This is a genomic window from Aquimarina penaris (genome assembly GCF_040786285.1).
Taxonomy (GTDB): domain Bacteria; phylum Bacteroidota; class Bacteroidia; order Flavobacteriales; family Flavobacteriaceae; genus Aquimarina.
Genome location: NZ_JBFMKQ010000004.1, coordinates 426,628 through 443,974 on the forward strand (window position 1 = coordinate 426,628; position 17,347 = coordinate 443,974).

Here is a 17,347-nt window from a genome sequence, read left to right on the forward strand (position 1 = left end):
GACCAAAGTAAGATAAGCCCCATTGATGAAGAAAATTCTGTTTTCAATTTTAGCATTGTTTTTTGCAATACATAGTGCTGCCCAATATGACCCAGGTGCCGTAAATTACGGTGTTGTAGCTATTAAAAATTTTGGACTTGAAAACGAAGCAGGACTTGGTGCCCGAGTAGAGTACGCCTTTAATTGTTATACGACATTTATTGGAGAGTATAATCGTTCATTTGCTATAGGAGCAGAAGATACTTACGAAGGATATAATGAATTAGCAATAGGTGTAAATTTAATTTTATTTAACTGGTACCCAACTACAATTACTGCAGGTATGGGGTACATAGGTAATGATTCGGGTATTTTTGAAGATATCGAAGACCAAGCTTTTCTTGGTATTAGAGCTGGTAATTTTAATCATGGAGCCCAAATTAAAATCAGAGCCTTACATCAGGTTTCTACACCAGTACATATTTTTGCAGAACTCAATGTGAAAAGTTTAGGAAGACGATATGACACTTTTCTGATCGGATTTAGCTATGATTTTGATGCTCGATAAATCATATTGATTTATGTACAAGTAAGATTTTTATGTAGTATTTACATGAGTAATCATGATACTGTTATTTAAGAAGATACTAAAGTTTTCCTGTAAATAGAAAACTTTAGTATCTTTCGAAGTATAACACAAATCACATTATGAATACGATACATCCCAAAGACTTTAAAGTCTCTTCATCTATAGAATTATCCAAAATACCTACCACATATGACCTTGATGCCAGTGAGAAAAAAATAGAAAATGAACTTGAAGAAGTGCGTGAAAAGCTGGGAAAACTTCAAGATACATTATATGCGCATGGCAAATATGCAGTTTTAGTTTGTTTGCAAGGAATGGATACCTCGGGTAAGGATAGTTTGATTAGAGAGGTTTTTAAAGATTTTAACACAAGAGGAATTGTTGTACATAGCTTTAAAGTTCCTACAGAATTAGAGTTGGGCCATGATTATTTATGGCGCCATTATATAGCCTTGCCACAACGCGGTAAATTTAGTGTCTTTAACAGAACACATTACGAAAACGTATTAGTAACTCGTGTACATCCAGAATATATAATGGGTGAAAATATACCCCATATAGATAGTGTTGAAGATATTAATGATGAATTTTGGGAAACACGTTTTGAACAGATAAGAAATTTTGAAAAACATTTAGCACAAAACGGGACATTGATCTATAAGTTTTATTTACACTTGTCTAAAAATGAGCAAAAAAACAGATTGCTTCGTAGATTAGAGAAAAAAGAAAAAAACTGGAAATTTTCTGCGGGAGATCTTAAAGAGCGAAAACTTTGGGATCAATATCAAAATTGTTATCAGGATGCCATTAACAGAACCTCAGAGGAACACGCACCATGGTATGTGATCCCGGCAGATGATAAGCCTACGGCTAGGTATATTGTAGCAAGAACATTATATGATACTTTAAAAGAGTATGATGATATACAAGAGCCAGAATTGGATGAAAAAACAAAAGCAAATTTAGGTTTATATAAACAACAGTTAGAGAATGAATAACGCTAAAACCATATAGGTTTATAGTATAATTGATGAAATAAAAAAACGCAATGTCAAAAAACATAATCCCCTTTCTTTTTGCAATTCTATCATTGAATTGCATGGCACAAAACGAAGTAAAAGAAGATGCTACAATACTTAAAAAAATATACGACACTTCATTATTGAATGGCAAAAGCTATGATTGGTTAGATTATCTATCCAATCAGATAGGAGGAAGGTTATCGGGTTCTATAAACGCGCAAAAAGCTGTAGAATGGGGAGAAAAAGAATTGAAAGAATTAGGAATTGATAAGGTTTGGTTGCAGTCTGTGATGGTGCCTAAATGGACTCGTGGTGTAACCGAATTTGCTTTTATCGAGACAGAACCAGGCAAAACAACAAATGTGCCTATTTGCGCATTAGGAGGCTCGGTTCCTACGCCTATTGGAGGAATTAAAGCCCCTATTATTGAAGTACAAGGATTAGAAGATCTTAGAAAATTAGGAAGTGACGAAATTACCGGAAAGATGGTGTTCTTTAACCGGCCAATGCAAGCAGATCTAATAGAAACATTTAGAGCGTACGGAGGTTGTGTAGATCAACGATATTCTGGCGCTGCAGAAGCGGCTAAATATGGAGCAATAGGAGTCATCGTGCGTTCTATGAATCTGCGATTAGATGATTTACCGCATACTGGCGCCATGAGTTATGGGGATTTGCCCGATATGGATAAAATTCCTGCAGCGGCAATTAGCACCAATGGTGCTGATTTATTAAGCTCTATGCTGAAACTCGACCCTAAGATCAAGTTTCATATCAATATGAATTGCCGTACATGGAAAGATGTAGAATCTTTTAATGTTATTGGGCAAATTACAGGTAGCGAATTCCCTAATGAATATATGGTCGTTGGTGGTCATCTGGATTCATGGGATTTGGGAGACGGTTCTCATGATGATGGAGCAGGAGTAGTACAATCTATGGAGGTATTACGATTATTTAAAGAAATTGGATATACACCTAAGCGATCTATTCGAGTGGTATTGTTTATGAATGAAGAAAATGGATTACGTGGAGGTAAAAAATATGCCAAGGTTGCTAAAAATAAAGGTGAAAATCACGTGTTTGCCCTAGAAAGTGATTCGGGAGGTTTTACACCCAGAGGCTTTTCTTTTGATTGCGATGAAGCAAACTTTAAACAAGTACAAAGTTGGAAATCATTATTTGAACCATACCTGGTACATTATTTTGCCAAAGGCGGAAGTGGTGCAGATATAGGCCCACTTAAAAAGGATGGGATCGTACTTGCAGGATTACGACCAGATTCACAACGTTACTTTGATTATCACCATGCCAAAAATGATACTTTTGATGCCGTTAATAAACGAGAACTAGAATTAGGTGCAGCCACTATGGCAAGTTTAGTATATCTTTTCGATAAATATGGGGTGAAATGATATTAAGAAGAGCTTGTATATTCACTTTTATCTTAACACTATTATCTAGCTGTGATCCGGCTAAGAAATTGATTATTAACAATAAAACTACTAATGAAATAAGTCTTAAAATAGTAAGTGATACCGAAAATAGATTACCTGTTGTTAGTGAAACTGACACACATGATTACTTTTTAAGACAAAGCGGTAAAGATTCTAAAGCACTTTTTATATATAAAATGGGTACTTGGGGAAAACAAGAATTAGATTCAATTAGGGAAACAATAGTAGAGGTTAAGGTTTTTACGTTAACCGATACGTTATCTTATAAAACACAAGCAGAGTTAGCCTCGATAGTATCTATAAAAAGAAAAGGGTTGTTAAAAAGTGTTTTAAAGGTAGTGATAAAGTGATGAATGAAAATTTACTTGGCGTACTAATACTAACGCTATACTTTTCTCCTGTATTCTATCAATTAGTCATAGTTATTAAAGAATATAAAACAGGGAATAGGAAACCATTTAAAAGGCTTCGTAAGTTTTTGGAAATAAGCTTTTTAGTTCTTATTCCTTTGGTTATCATATTTGGAGCTATAAGCCATACCAATTATTTTAATTATGAAAAACCCATTACATATGATGAAGTTGATCGAATTACCTTTGAGAATTTTAGAGGAGTAGAATTCTTTAAAAAATCCTTGTATGGTAATGAACATTTTGCTTATGTGGTGACAACAATAGAGAGTGAGATAGAAGGTAATGAAGTTACGGTTCAGTCTTATTTTCATCCTTCACGTTCATTCGTTTATAATTCACACTCTAATAGTAAAGAATTATTATCGCATGAAATATATCATTTCAAAATAACGGAGTTATACGCCCGAAAAGCAAAGCAAAGGTTATCTAGACTTGAGACTAATGATTCGAATATTATTAAAGAAATAATTGATAAAACTTGGATTGAAGAAAGAGATTATCAGAAAAAGTACGATTATGATACTTTTCATAGCTACGTTTTTAGCGAGCAAAAAAAATATGAAAAAGTAGTAGATAGTTTACTAAATTTGCTTTCGAAATATGAAAAACCAAAAATTACTATTAATGGCAAAAATTAATATTTTTATACTAGCATTTGTTTCTTTGTTTCTAGCAAATTGTAAAACTGAAAATGAAAAATATCCAATAGATAAACGATATTGGGATACGATGGATTATGCAAATGTTATACGTGAATTGAAATATGGTTATGAGCCTGACGAGAAATTGCCAAGTTATAGTGATCCCGAAAATAGGATAGTATTTGAAAAATTGGTGGATCAACAAAATTTCAAAATTGTATTGGATGATAATGAGCTGGGAAAGAAGCATAGAAATGAAATTTCGTCTGATTTCTTTATGCGTTGGAAAGACATGAATAGTATTTATAGAAGCACAGATAGGAAAGATAATTACATTTATGATAGAGAATTAATTAAAGTTTGGCATTTCGGTTTAAGTCTACAATTAAGGTATTTTAAACTAGGGAATGATGTGATCATCGAAAGCTCTGATGATCCAAATTCTGGTCAGGCCAGTAGAGTAATCAATTCTAATAAAAGAACATTGGTAGGTAATTTTAATTATTATCTTGATGAAATTAATGATGAAAAAGCTTTTTCTGACGAAGGGAAAGAATTGCTTAGTAATGGGATTGATCTATATTTCACAGAATTAATAGAACTATATCCAAAAGCTAATTATAGTGGAATGCTAAAAAAAATTGAATTGATGCAAAAGAAGAGTAAGTCTGAAAGTATAAAAACATCTTTAGACAAACTTAAAAAGTTAATAGAATCAAATAAAGATCAGAATAATAGTTTATAAGTTTTTCGCCTCAAATCTTAAACTCGATAGGGAAGGAGTTTTTTCTGAACGATAATCTATATTAAAAATAAGCAATCAAACCACCCCATTCATATCATCAATATTATATATTAATAAAGTATACAAAGTTTGGTAGAAAACAAATTTATAGCCTTAGTTACGATTTAGAGTGTAAAATAGAAGTCTTAACAAGCAAAATCCCCACCACAAAACACTGCCATGTAGATAACAGCTGCAATACCAACAAGAATATCCAGGATGGGTAAGCTTGCAAATACTATAGCTAAAAGATGTTTCTTTCTCATGAATAGTATCCAGGCAACGATGATACTTATACCTGTTATAATGGGGTAGGCAACTAGAGTAATGACTAAGGTAATTGTAGGAATACTATCTTCGGATCCAGGGCTATCAAACATCATAGCAGACATCATAATCATTGGGAGAGACGGTAAAACAAGAATCCCAAAAATAACACTAGCTACAATAAGATAAATTCGGGTGTTGTTTCTTTTTTTGATTTCAGTTTCAGTAATAATAGCTTCTGACATACATTTAGAATTAAAGAACGTTAAATATACGATAAGAATATTTTAGTTTATTTTGGTTCTAATACCTTTACGTCTTCAAAACCAAAAAATGCTAGATCAATACACTAAAGAATTTCGATATAACCTAAAATTGGCAGCTCCGGTAATGATGGGCATGTTAGGACACACACTTGTGGCCCTGGTAGACAATATTATGGTAGGTCAATTAGGAACTGCAGAATTGGCAGCGGTATCTTTAGGTAATAGTTTTATGTTTATAGCCATGTCGTTGGGTATTGGATTTTCTACGGCGATTACCCCTTTGGTAGCAGAAGCAGATGCAGAGAACAATTTTAAAAATGGTAAATCGGCTTTTAAACATGGATTGTTTTTGTGTACTACGCTGGGAATCGTATTGTTTTTAATGATTCTTTTAGCAAAGCCATTGATGTATTTAATGAAACAACCAGAAGAAGTGGTTGAGTTGGCTATACCGTATTTGGATCTGGTGGCTTTTTCTTTGATACCTCTAATCGTTTTTCAGGCATTAAAACAATTTTCAGACGGTTTATCAATGACCAAATACCCTATGTATGCCACTTTGATTGCCAATGTAATTAATGTCGTATTGAATTACCTTTTGATTTTCGGGAAATTTGGTTTTCCAGAAATGGGAATTGTAGGAGCGGCTATAGGTACATTAGCTTCTCGATTTGTAATGGTTATATTTTTATGGATCTTGCTTAACAAGAAAGAAAAATCCAATGGGTATGTTACTCAAATTAAGTTTTTTGTTCTGGAAAGCAAAATGATCAAAAAGATCCTAGAATTAGGTTTTCCTTCATCACTGCAAATGTTTTTCGAAGTAGCCATATTTACAGCCGCCATATGGTTATCTGGGATTTTAGGTAAAAATCCGCAAGCAGCCAATCAAATTGCATTAAATCTATCTTCGATGACCTTTATGGTAGCTATGGGATTAAGTGTCGCAGCGATGGTGCGAGTTGGTAATCAAAAAGGGCTGCAGAAGTTTAAAGATTTAAGAAGAATAGCAATTTCAATCTTTCTGTTGTCATTTTTGATAGCAACAGTTTTTGCAATCATTTTTATTTTGTGCAATCAAATGCTGCCTATGATCTATTTAGATGTTAATGATGCAACGAATCTAGCAGACAATACCGAGGTAATTAGTATTGCAGCCAAACTTTTAATTATAGCAGCATTATTTCAAATATCAGATGCAATACAAGTAACTGTATTGGGAGCACTAAGAGGGCTTCAGGATGTAAAAATCCCAACGGTAATTACATTTGTAGCGTATTGGGTGGTGGGATTTCCTATTAGTTATTACTTAGGATTATTTACAGAATATGAAAGTTCAGGAATTTGGATTGGGCTATTAGCCGGGCTAACAACTTCGGCATTATTGTTGTATTTTAGATTTAATAAGTTAACAAATCGTTTAATCAATAGAGGTTAATTATTCGAAAAAAATAAAGAAGAAATACGTTTAACAGACTTATTACGTTTATTTGGTATTAACGAATAATTAACTATCTTTCCAAAAAAACAGAACACAAAAAATGAGAGTCCCAAATTCTAAATTTTGTCTACTGCTGATTGCCTTTACAGTAGCGTTTACGCAAAGTGGTAAAAGCCAAAACTTCGAACACAGTATCGCCCAGAATTTAATCCCAAACCCTAGTTTTGAGAATATCAATACGACCATTAGACGTATGGATATGGAAATGCAAAATTTTGGGATTATGAAAGATTGGAAACCCTCTATCAATACCCCTGACGTATACCACCCAGGATTAGAATCGGTTAGGTTTATTCATAAATCACCAAATTTTTTAAAACAGTTTGGGGCGCAAGAGCCAAAAACTGGAGAAGGGAAAGTGGGAATGTATATTGCAGGAGGAATGCATAAAGAAGGAGTAACTGCTAAGCTAAAGCGACCATTGGGAGCAGGTAAATATTATTATTATCATATGTATGTCTCTCTTGGAGAAGGAATATCTAATTCATGTACCTCTTCTATAGGAGCTTATTTTAGTGCCAGAGTTCCGAGAATATCGGCCACATCAAAACTTCCTTTACATGTAGAATCTTCTAAAATGGTTTGTAATACTAAAGGCTGGACCAAAGTTTGTGGAGTATATAAAGCAAAAGGAACCGAAAAATATATCTCTCTTGGGTATTTTTCAGATAACCCAAAGGGAAAATCTGTAAAAGGTAGTAAATATGATACAGGGTATTATTTTGTAGATGATGTACTGCTTATGGAAATGAAAGCTCCAAAAAACCTTGTTGCAGGACAAGTGTGTAATATGGCCCTTGATTTTTCACCCATTGATTTTTTGATTGGTGAGAGTGAAGCATATACAGAAATCAAGAAAGCATTGGATTCTTATATCCAGTATGTAACTATATTTAAAGTAAACACCGTTAAAATTATTGGTCATGCCGATGATGCAGGTTCTAGATTCGAAAATGAAATCATGTCTGCTATGAGAGCTAGTAATGTGAAGAAATATATGGTTGAAAAAGGAGTTGATGAATCTTTAATCGAAATTGTTGCTGCCGGAGATACGTCTCCCGTTGTTACCACAGGTTCTGATTTAGATCCTGACTCTAATAACAGGGTAGAGATTAAAATTAAATAACAGTTCGATAATAATGTTCTGGTTTGCCCAAAAAGATAGTACCTTTGAACCTTTATAATTTTAAGTATTCATTATGGGCTTTCCAAAATTCTTATTAGGAGATAATACTGATTATCCAGAAGCTATATTTGTTGTACATACAGAGTTTCCCAGGTTTATTATTAATTTGGAAAATGACGAAGTAGAATGGCTTGAGGAGTTTGATCAACATGATGAAAAAGAGCTTCAGAGTGAGGCAGAGAGCCTTTTTCAAGCGGCAAATGACTTCTATGACCGCGAGATTGAACGCTACGATGACTAAAAGATTTAACTTGACAGATGGAAGAACTCATACAACTAGATAAAGATCTTTTTTTATATCTCAATAATTTAGGAACTTCTTCATGGGATTGGTTTTGGTTGTTTATGACCGAAAAGTTATATCAAATCCCTTTGTACCTGGTTTTACTATTCTTTTTTTATAAATACTTTGGGATACGAGGTACGATAATTACTTTACTCGTTGTTGCAGCTCTTATTGCTGCTTCAGATCAATTATCAAATTTGTTTAAAAATGTTCTTTTTATGAGGCCCAGGCCCTGTAGGGCAGATGGAGTAGCAGATTTCACAAGATTTATTGCAGAACGTTGTGGGCGTCATGGGTATTTTTCGGCTCATGCAGCAAGTTCTATGGCATTAGCATTCTTTACGGGATTAGCTCTTCAAAAACACCTTAAATATATTTTTCCATTTATGGTAGTATGGTCTATTGTAGTAAGCTATAGTAGGATCTATGTTGGAGTACATTATCCTGGCGATATTATCACAGGAATGGCAATAGGTATTCTATTAGGATTGGGAGCGTTTAAACTTCATACATACCTTGTTCAACGGTATGGAAATGTAATAAGTTAAACCTTTTTAGGTTAATCAAAGATGCTTTCACCTTCTTTCATAAAATTTACTTTTCACTTTTAAACTTTTTCTTTTTCTTCTTTTTGCCAAAAAGCCGTTTTAAAATGTTGTCTCTTTTTTCTGATTTACAGTCCAAATCTTGCAACACTTCTTCAGATGGTTCTTCAAATTTACTTTTTGTAATAGGGTCAAAAGTGGCATCGAGATTCATTTTTTGATACAATTTTGCGAAAATGGGTAGCGCAGTATTTGCACCTTGACCTAAAGCTGTAGTTTTAAAACCAATATTGTAATTATCATTTCCGACCCAGCTTACTGTCACAAGTTGGGGTGTGATACCAACAAACCAGCCATCTTTGTTATCTTGTGTTGTTCCTGTTTTACCAGCGATATCATTTTCTAACTGGTAGGTAGTTCTTAATCTGGTAGCAGTACCTTGTTCTACAGTAGATTTCATCATTTCTAAAAGCACTTGTCTTGTGTAATTGCTATAGGCGGGTGTTTCTGCAATTACAGGGCCAAAAGAGGCAATAAGGTTACCGTTTTTATCTTCAATTTTAGATATATAATAGGGTTTTACTGCTTTTCCATTATGAACATAACTGGCGTAAGCTCCCGCTAGGTCTTTAATCTTAATACCATCTGTACCTAATGCCATAGCAGGTTTTTCTGAAAGAGTATCAGTAATTCCTAACTTTCTAACCTGATCAATCACTTTTGGAATACCTACTTCATTTAAAACTTTTACAGCAATCGTATTCACAGAAGTACTCAATGCTTTTTCTAAAGTAAAGTTAAGGTGAGGATCCTCTTCTTCTGATGAATTTTTAGGAGTCCAGTTATCCAAATTGGTATATGTGATTTCTTTTGTCGAAAAATATGTACAAGGTTTCATACCATTTTCTATAGCCGTGGTGTACACAAAAGGTTTAAATGTAGAACCTACTTGCCTTTTGCTTTGCGATACATGATCATATTTAAAATAGCGATAGTCAATTCCGCCAAGATATGCTTGGATTGCCCCTGTAGAGGGTTCTATAGCAATCATTCCTGCATTAAGAAACTTGAGATAATGCTGAAGACTATCCAGTGAAGATACTTTTACCGTGTTATTTCCTGCCCATTCAAACAATTCTATATCCTTTTTTATAGAAAGAGAATCCTTAATTTGATCTTCGGTGAATCCTTGTTTTTTATAGTTCTTATAAATATCAAGACCTTTCATAGCTTTCTGTACAAGGCCTTTGTTGTTTTTCCATGGAGCGGCACCGCCATACGATTTTTCATAATCGTTTTGTAAGGCTTGCATGTGTTCTTTCATAGCTTCTTCAGCCAAAACCTGCATTTTGTAATCTAATGTAGTATGAACAATTAATCCATCATTATGTATATCATATGTTGTACTATCGGGTTTTTTATGTTTTTTTAAAATTTCGGCGAGCTCTTTTTTTACTGCTGATCTAAAGTATGGGGCCAATCCAAGGTCGTGATTAAAGTATTGATAGTCTAAAGCGATACTTTGACTCATGGTTTGATCTGCCCGGTTAGTGCTTATGTACTCATATTTGACCATTTGTTGAAGGACAACATCTCTTCGCAACTGACTTCTTTCGGGGAAAAGTCTGGGATTATAACTATGATTGGCTTTTAGCGTTCCGATAAGTGTGGCGGCTTCAGAAAGTGTTAGTTTGTGAGTCGGTTTATTGAAAAACTTTTGAGACACACTTTCAATTCCGTAGGTGTTATCAGGAAAAGGAACTGTATTAAAGTAAAGCGTAAGAATTTCTTTTTTTGAATATATATCCTCTATTCTTTTTGCAACGAAAGATTCTTTTAGTTTATTAATCACCGTAGTAAACATGCTATACTTTTTTCTTCCGAATAGGTTTTTGGCAAGTTGCAGTGTTATTGTGCTTCCTCCTCCAGAAGATTTATCTTGTAGTAATATCGTTTTAAAAAATACTCGTAACAGACTTTTGTTATCTACACCATCATGCTCATAAAAACGTACATCTTCGGTAGCAATCAATGCATCGATAAGATGTTGAGGTAAATCTTCATAGGTTATAGGCTGCCTGTCGTAAATGTAGTACTTCCCAATTAGGTTTCCGTCTTTGTCCAATACCTGAGTTGCTTCTGCTTGTTTTAAGGAGCTTAATTCTTTTTTATCAGGCAATTTTCCGAAAAAACCAAAATATATACTTGCATAAAAGCATAGAAAGGTCAACAGCGTTACTCCGAATACAAGTAGCGACCATTTAATCCATCTTTTTTCTATAAGTTTTTTTATCATAATCATATTATCGACATACATAACGTCGAAAGTGACATATTATTAAGTAGAACCGATTTGTTGTTTCTTTCTAAAATCGTATATAAAAAGAATTATCATTACTACCATAAGTAATGAAAAGGGTAGAGAAGTAATAATAAGAAGTTTTTGCATTGCTATCAGGACATTAATATCTGTTTTTGCATTTCCTAATAAAATGATCCCAATCGAAAAAATAGTAAGAATAATGCTCCATAAAAGACGGTGTCGTTTTGATGGTTGTTGTTTTCCACCATCTGTAAACATACTAAGTACAAAAATGGCTGAATCTAATGAGGTAACCAGAAAACTTATAAGAAGTAAAATAGTTAACGTATTTATAAACCCTTGAAAGGGGTAGTTTTCAAAAAAAATAAAAATTGAACTAAATACATTATCAAATTGCCCTTGGTAAGAACCAAAATTTTCGATGATAGCAAAAGCCGATTGCCCAAAGGTTGTAAACCAGAAAAAAGTTCCTAACGAAGGTATAAGTAGCACACCTAATATAATTTCTCGAAGAGTTCTTCCTTTCGAAATACGAGCAATAAATATGCCGGTAAAAGGAGCCCATGCTAACCAAAACGCCCAATAGTAGTATGTCCAATCTGTAAGAAATGCTTCACCAGGGTCATACTGTCCATAGGCCAGACTTAATGGGATAAAATCAATAATATAATAATACAATGAAGTTGAGAATTGACTAAATATGGATAAAATATCACTTTGCAGAAGCACAAAAAACAAAAGAGCAATGGTAATATAAATGTTCCAGGTAGAGATTACTTTAATTCCTTTGTTTACACCTCTAAAAGCAGATATAAATGCCAAAACCGAAATGATGAGAAGTACTATAATGGTTCCTTTAAGACCGAAATCTTCTTGTAGTAAGTGTGTAAGACCTCCTTCGATTTGAGTAGTACCCAACCCAATGGCGGCTACAAGTCCAAAGACAGTAGTAAGGATAGCAAGTACATCAATACTACCAAAAATAAACTGCTGCGGTTTTTTTGAAGTTACTAGACGTTCAACAGATGAAAAGGCACTACTAGAGAGTACTTTTTTGGATTGCACAAAGAGATAATATCCCACCGCGATTGCAAATACAGCATAAAATGCCCAAGCCGTAAAACCCCATTGATAAAAGGTGTATTCTAGAGCAATGGTTCCTGAGTCGGTTTGATTATTGATAGGAGGGTTACGCATCATAAAAACAGGTTCCTGCACTGCACGAAGCAAGATTCCTGCGCCCATCCCTGCACTATATAACATAGATATCCATGCTAAACGAGAAAATTGTGGACGATCGGTGTCTTTTCCTAATCGATGTTTTCCCCAGCTAGAAAGTGCCAACACTATTAAAAGTAATACACAAAGTAATCCCAGCCAAAGATAAAACCTACCAAATCGCTGGCGTATATATACCGAAAAGGATTCAATCCCATTATAGGTTTCTAATGTGAAAACATATAAGAAAAATGAGAAAAAGAGCAGTATACCTAATGAAATATAGAGTAAACTATTTTGTTTAAGATTTAATTTCATGAGCTATTGCGCTTACTAAGTGAAGTTTTTATGCAGTATCACTTTCGATTGATTATAAATGTCCAAAAAAGTTTTGAGAATAGATTGCTAACCATAGAAAAGTTTTGAGTTTTTTAACAAGTAAAAACTCTAAAAAAATATTTATTTTTTAAGATTGATTTCTCGAAAGTTTCATTTTTTTTAAATAAACTTGTAGTAGCATAAGATTAGATTATGCTCTATACCCGAATTGAACGTTACTTGGGGTTAGTTAGAAAGATACACCCCAAGGTTTGTATTGTAAAATGTTGCTTCTGCGCATTTCTGATAGATATCACTAACTAAACCTGCAAACCCATGAGAAGAGTAATTGTTGACTACAAAAAATTGAATAAAAATATCTTAAACCTTCTTGTAGAAAAATTTCCTGATGGATATAATGATAGAGATATTGTTTCTTTTAAAAACCATCATAATGAAGCCATTGAAGCTGTAGAAGTAAAAACAGTCGATACAATTTATCTGGTTAAAATAAGTAAAAGATTAGCAGATTCGATGCAGAGCTTTGAAAACCCTATAATGGATGTACCTACAGGCGTAAGTAAAGAAGATGTAGGAGAAATTGAAGATAAATAGTTTTTCTACTCTATAAAATAGCAAGTCTTTGATAACTCAAAACTAAAAGTAGTTTTTTGGGCCTAGGCTTGTATATATAAATAATGGCGAATTTCATTAAATATATTAGCCGTGATAAATTACCCGTTAGAAGGTTTCCTTTTTTAAATTCATTTATAGCTTGATCAAATCAAATCTTTTTAATATCAAAAAACGTTTGTCTTTTACTTAATAATAAGCAAATACTAACGTAAAATTAAAATAATTTTAGTGAAAATGTTATAGATATGTTAAATATTGCTTTATTTGTAGTTTTTACTTCTACCAATAGAAGGGTATAGCACGTATGTTTTTGGTATACCTATAGAAGTATAGATTATAAACAAATAACTTGTAAGTAAGGGGAAATTCTTATGAGTTAGATAAAGGGAATACATGAAGTATTTGGAATACTACTTGTTCTTGTTTTTTGCAGGGGTGCAAATGTATGGGCAAACATCTACGAGCAAACATGAGAGTACAGTTTATATTGTACCAGAGGTTTTATTCGGAAAAACCATGGAGGCTAATACTGATTTTCCAGAAACAGATCCTCAAAAATCCTTTTTCATTAGTTTCGGTGGATATAATACTATGGTCGATGAACAATGGACAATTGGGTTGAGTTATCCAAAAACCGGTATTTCTTTAGGGGTAACCGATTTTGGGAATACCGAAAAAATAGGGTATGCCTATACACTAATGCCCTTTATTGAAACTGGATTATTTAGAAAAAAATCAAATAGATGGAATTTGAATGTCGGTATGGGAGCGTCATATATCGATACACAATTTGATCCAGATACGAATCCATTTAATAAGGCGATAACAACACAATTTAATTGGTCATTTAGATCGTTTTTCTACTATGATTTATTAAGGAGAAAGTCCATACGTTGGCGTTTAGGATTAGGATATACTCACTATTCTAATGGTCATACACAATTACCCAATCAAGGATTAAATTCATTTTTGCTTAGTTTATCATCAAGTATTGGGCAGGAGCGAGAAAGATCTGATGAATATGTAAAAGAAAAAAAACAAAATAGAAGTAGATCGTCACAAACATATTTTTCTTTAAGAACTGGTATTGGACAAAATGTCCTTTCTCGTGTTTTTAACGATAAAAAAGAAGTGTATTCGGTAGCATTTTCTGCAGGTAAGGTTATCAACAGAAATTTTAAGTTTGGAGTAGGAATGTATTATCGATTTTATGAACATTATTATGATCATATTAATGAAGATAAAGAATTAATAAGGGATCAGGTACCTTATTTTAAAGAAAATATATATCGATATGCTACAAATCTTGGAGCTTTTGTGACTACAGAGCTTTTTGTAGGACATTTTGGAATCGAATTTGATATGGGCATAAATATTCATAAGCCTTTTTATAAAATAGACTGGCAACTTAGTCAGGGGTTTTTCTACAATGGAGAATATGCTAAACTTGGAGAATTAAACTCATACTATAAAGTAAAACGAACTGTGTCTAGTAGATTAGGGATAAAATACTATTTATTTAATACATATACATTGAATAGAAATAACTTCTTCCTTGCTGCACATATTAATGCAAATTTAGGACAAGCCGACTTTTCTGAACTTAGTTTGGGTTATGTATATCGTTTCAATTTCAAAGAAAGAAAAAGAAATAAGAGTTAATTTATCTACTCTTTTTCTCTTAATTCTTTACTTAATTCTAATAAATACCTGGCCGCAGCAAAGGGGGTTATTTTATGCTGTTGAACAGCTTCGATTTGTGAATTTAACGCAGCACGTACTTTAGGGTGGTTATAGAAATTACTTTTTAATTGTTCTTCAATGGTTTGTAGTAGCCAAAATTTATTTTGTTGAATTCGGTTGTCCTCAAAAAAACCATTTTTGGCCGTGATATCGAGATATTTTAAAATTAAGTCCCATATTTCTTCAATACCTTTTTCTTCTAATGCACTACAAGTCATCACCTCAGGAGACCAACTATTCTGGTTAAGTGGGTATAGATGCAATGCTTTTCTGAATTGATTTTTTGCTTCTCTGGCCCGTTTTAGATTATCACCATCGGCCTTATTGATTACTATCGCATCTGCCATTTCGATAATACCACGTTTAATCCCTTGTAGCTCGTCACCTGCTCCGGCAAGTTTTAACAATAAAAAGAAATCTACCATACTGTGTACAGCGGTTTCACTTTGTCCTACTCCCACAGTTTCAATAATGATAATATCATATCCGGCTGCTTCACAAAGAATGATTGATTCTCTGGTTTTTTGTGCAACTCCACCCAATGAATTCCCCGAAGGAGAAGGTCTGATAAATGCATTTGAAGATCTGACCAACGATTCCATACGGGTTTTATCTCCTAAAATACTACCACGTGAGATTGTGCTACTTGGATCTACGGCTAAAACCGCAACTTTTTTACCTTTTTGAATAAGCAGACTTCCTAATGCTTCAATGAATGTGCTTTTTCCGACTCCAGGGACTCCTGTTATTCCTATTCTTACCGAATTATTGGCATAGGGGAGACACTTTTCGATAAGTTGTTGAGCTTTTTTAGTATGGTTATGTTGTGTACTTTCAATTAAAGTAATGCCTCTACTTAACGCTGTGGTATCTTTAGAAGTGATAGCTTTAAAAATAGTATCTACTGATACTTCTTTTTGTTGTAGTTGTTTAAATCGACCAATAGCTTGGTTATTAGTACTCGAAGGTACTTTTGAAGTTGGGTTAGTATGTTTGGTCTTATCTTTAGGCACAGAATAGCTTTATGACAAAGTTAAAAATTACTTTTGGTAAACTTATTATCGTTTAGCAATAGAATATGTTGTTTTAAATTTTTATAGGAACTGCTATAGCAGTCTTATCCCATGCCAGATAGAGTATTGTAAAATCATTTGCATTCTCAAAATAAATAGAAAATTGCTCTTTTGTATTTAGTAATGGTAGTACAGGGACTTCTACAATAAGGGCATCAAAAGCGGGATCTCTTTTTACTGTACCATCCATATGTACTCCCCAGTCATACTCTTTACTATTAAAGATAACTTTCCATGACTTAGGGTTGGGTATAGTCCATAAGGTATATGTTCCCGCTTTAAGTGGTGTGCCGTCTATATGCAGGTCTTTGTCGGTTGTAAAAGTAGTGGCTTCATTGGCCCCAGTTCTCCATACTTCGTTGTACGGAACTAAGTTTCCAAAAATTTCTCTATCTTTTTTATATGGGCGATTGTAAAATACAGTAAAAGTAGCATCTTTAGCCGTGTGTGTAATCGTTTCTTCTGGGCTATGCTTTTTAGTATTTTGTTTCATGATAAACATGCCTGCAAATCCAATGATAACTAATCCCAATATGATAATAACGGTTCGTTTTAATAGCTTTGGCATAATACATGTTTTTGATATCGAAAGATAGTTTTTTTCGATATCAAAAACATATAAGTACATTTTTAATTACTCATAAAATAAATTTACTCAGTTAATTGAGCAATGTTCATCACATTTACTGCGCATGTATTTCTAAGAGTGGTTAATACGTTGTGTACAGGTTCAGAAAAATATTTTTTCTCAATTAGATTGTCAATATGATTTATCAACTTATTAGTACAATCTAAGTTTTTCTCTAAAAGATTAAAAACATCTTCTACCTCTTCATGATTACGATAGTCGTAACCTTTCTTTAATTTTTGCATGGTTAATACTGGTTAATAGATTAATAAAAGTCGTTGAATTAGTATCATTTTGATGAAAAAGCTTACTTTAACAATAGTTAATTTCATATTAATTATTTGATATTCAAATGATTGTTGGATTTAAAGAGTTTTTATCTATAATTTTGCAACAAGAGAAATACAATTTCGTCTATATAGATGAATAAAGATTTAAGATTGTTTTAAATAAGAATCACTAACCAAAAGTT

Annotated in this window: 18 protein-coding genes; 12 read left to right on the forward strand and 6 right to left on the reverse strand. The window is 33.2% G+C overall.

What is annotated here, in order from left to right; translation table 11 throughout:
* Positions 1-25 precede the first annotated feature (25 nt).
* From ABW637_RS18850 to ABW637_RS18875, 6 genes are all read left to right on the forward strand, one after another.
* Entirely contained in the window at positions 26-547 is a 522-nt protein-coding gene (locus ABW637_RS18850) for a hypothetical protein (protein WP_367586276.1), read from the forward strand.
* Positions 548-687: 140 nt separating this feature from the next.
* Positions 688-1,566, forward strand: a complete 879-nt coding sequence (locus ABW637_RS18855) for a PPK2 family polyphosphate kinase (protein WP_367586277.1) — start codon at positions 688-690, stop codon at positions 1,564-1,566.
* Positions 1,567-1,667: 101 nt separating this feature from the next.
* Complete coding sequence (locus ABW637_RS18860) at positions 1,668-3,005, forward strand: M20/M25/M40 family metallo-hydrolase (protein WP_367586278.1); 1,338 nt, start codon at positions 1,668-1,670, stop codon at positions 3,003-3,005.
* The gene (locus ABW637_RS18865; protein ID WP_367586279.1) at positions 3,002-3,397 is read left to right on the forward strand and encodes a hypothetical protein; all 396 of its coding nucleotides are present in this window, start codon (positions 3,002-3,004) and stop codon (positions 3,395-3,397) included. The genes ABW637_RS18860 and ABW637_RS18865 overlap by 4 nt, the downstream gene beginning before the upstream one ends.
* The gene (locus ABW637_RS18870; RefSeq protein ID WP_367586280.1) at positions 3,397-4,098 is read left to right on the forward strand and encodes a hypothetical protein; all 702 of its coding nucleotides are present in this window, start codon (positions 3,397-3,399) and stop codon (positions 4,096-4,098) included. The genes ABW637_RS18865 and ABW637_RS18870 overlap by 1 nt, the downstream gene beginning before the upstream one ends.
* On the forward strand, positions 4,085-4,846 hold the full coding sequence (locus ABW637_RS18875; RefSeq protein WP_367586281.1) for a hypothetical protein: 762 nt from the start codon (positions 4,085-4,087) through the stop codon (positions 4,844-4,846). The genes ABW637_RS18870 and ABW637_RS18875 overlap by 14 nt, the downstream gene beginning before the upstream one ends.
* 185 nt (positions 4,847-5,031) lie before the next feature.
* Here ABW637_RS18875 and ABW637_RS18880 read toward each other — a convergent pair whose 3' ends face one another.
* Positions 5,032-5,397 (reverse strand): hypothetical protein, encoded by a 366-nt coding sequence (locus tag ABW637_RS18880; protein ID WP_367586282.1) that lies wholly within the window; start codon positions 5,395-5,397, stop codon positions 5,032-5,034.
* Positions 5,398-5,485: 88 nt separating this feature from the next.
* On the opposite strand from ABW637_RS18880, the gene ABW637_RS18885 reads away from it, so the two are divergent.
* The 4 genes from ABW637_RS18885 to ABW637_RS18900 all read left to right on the forward strand — a co-directional run bounded on the left by ABW637_RS18885 (position 5,486) and on the right by ABW637_RS18900 (position 8,939).
* Complete coding sequence (locus tag ABW637_RS18885; RefSeq protein WP_367586283.1) at positions 5,486-6,856, forward strand: MATE family efflux transporter; 1,371 nt, start codon at positions 5,486-5,488, stop codon at positions 6,854-6,856.
* Positions 6,857-6,959: 103 nt separating this feature from the next.
* Positions 6,960-8,045 (forward strand): OmpA family protein, encoded by a 1,086-nt coding sequence (locus ABW637_RS18890; RefSeq protein WP_367586284.1) that lies wholly within the window; start codon positions 6,960-6,962, stop codon positions 8,043-8,045.
* A 73-nt stretch (positions 8,046-8,118) separates the two neighbouring features.
* Entirely contained in the window at positions 8,119-8,346 is a 228-nt protein-coding gene (locus ABW637_RS18895; protein ID WP_367586285.1) for a DUF8828 family protein, read from the forward strand.
* Positions 8,347-8,363: 17 nt separating this feature from the next.
* Positions 8,364-8,939, forward strand: coding sequence for a phosphatase PAP2 family protein (locus ABW637_RS18900; RefSeq protein WP_367586286.1), 576 nt, complete (start codon positions 8,364-8,366; stop codon positions 8,937-8,939).
* Between the two features lie 46 nt (positions 8,940-8,985).
* Here the strand turns inward: ABW637_RS18900 and ABW637_RS18905 are convergent, their stop codons facing one another.
* A complete protein-coding gene (locus tag ABW637_RS18905) occupies positions 8,986-11,232 on the reverse strand; it encodes a transglycosylase domain-containing protein (RefSeq protein WP_367586287.1) in 2,247 nt (748 codons plus the stop codon).
* 42 nt (positions 11,233-11,274) lie between these two features.
* A complete protein-coding gene (locus ABW637_RS18910; protein WP_367586288.1) occupies positions 11,275-12,795 on the reverse strand; it encodes a BCCT family transporter in 1,521 nt (506 codons plus the stop codon).
* A gap of 336 nt (positions 12,796-13,131) precedes the next feature.
* On the opposite strand from ABW637_RS18910, the gene ABW637_RS18915 reads away from it, so the two are divergent.
* Complete coding sequence (locus ABW637_RS18915) at positions 13,132-13,410, forward strand: hypothetical protein (RefSeq protein ID WP_367586289.1); 279 nt, start codon at positions 13,132-13,134, stop codon at positions 13,408-13,410.
* A 414-nt stretch (positions 13,411-13,824) separates the two neighbouring features.
* Complete coding sequence (locus tag ABW637_RS18920) at positions 13,825-15,093, forward strand: acyloxyacyl hydrolase (RefSeq protein ID WP_367586290.1); 1,269 nt, start codon at positions 13,825-13,827, stop codon at positions 15,091-15,093.
* Between the two features lie 5 nt (positions 15,094-15,098).
* Here the strand turns inward: ABW637_RS18920 and meaB are convergent, their stop codons facing one another.
* The 3 genes from meaB to ABW637_RS18935 all read right to left on the reverse strand — a co-directional run bounded on the left by meaB (position 15,099) and on the right by ABW637_RS18935 (position 17,120).
* A complete protein-coding gene (gene meaB, locus ABW637_RS18925) occupies positions 15,099-16,187 on the reverse strand; it encodes a methylmalonyl Co-A mutase-associated GTPase MeaB (RefSeq protein WP_367586291.1) in 1,089 nt (362 codons plus the stop codon).
* Between the two features lie 73 nt (positions 16,188-16,260).
* On the reverse strand, positions 16,261-16,815 hold the full coding sequence (locus ABW637_RS18930) for a DUF2911 domain-containing protein (RefSeq protein ID WP_367586292.1): 555 nt from the start codon (positions 16,813-16,815) through the stop codon (positions 16,261-16,263).
* Positions 16,816-16,898: 83 nt separating this feature from the next.
* On the reverse strand, positions 16,899-17,120 hold the full coding sequence (locus tag ABW637_RS18935; RefSeq protein ID WP_367586293.1) for a hypothetical protein: 222 nt from the start codon (positions 17,118-17,120) through the stop codon (positions 16,899-16,901).
* Between the last annotated feature and the right edge of the window lie 227 nt (positions 17,121-17,347).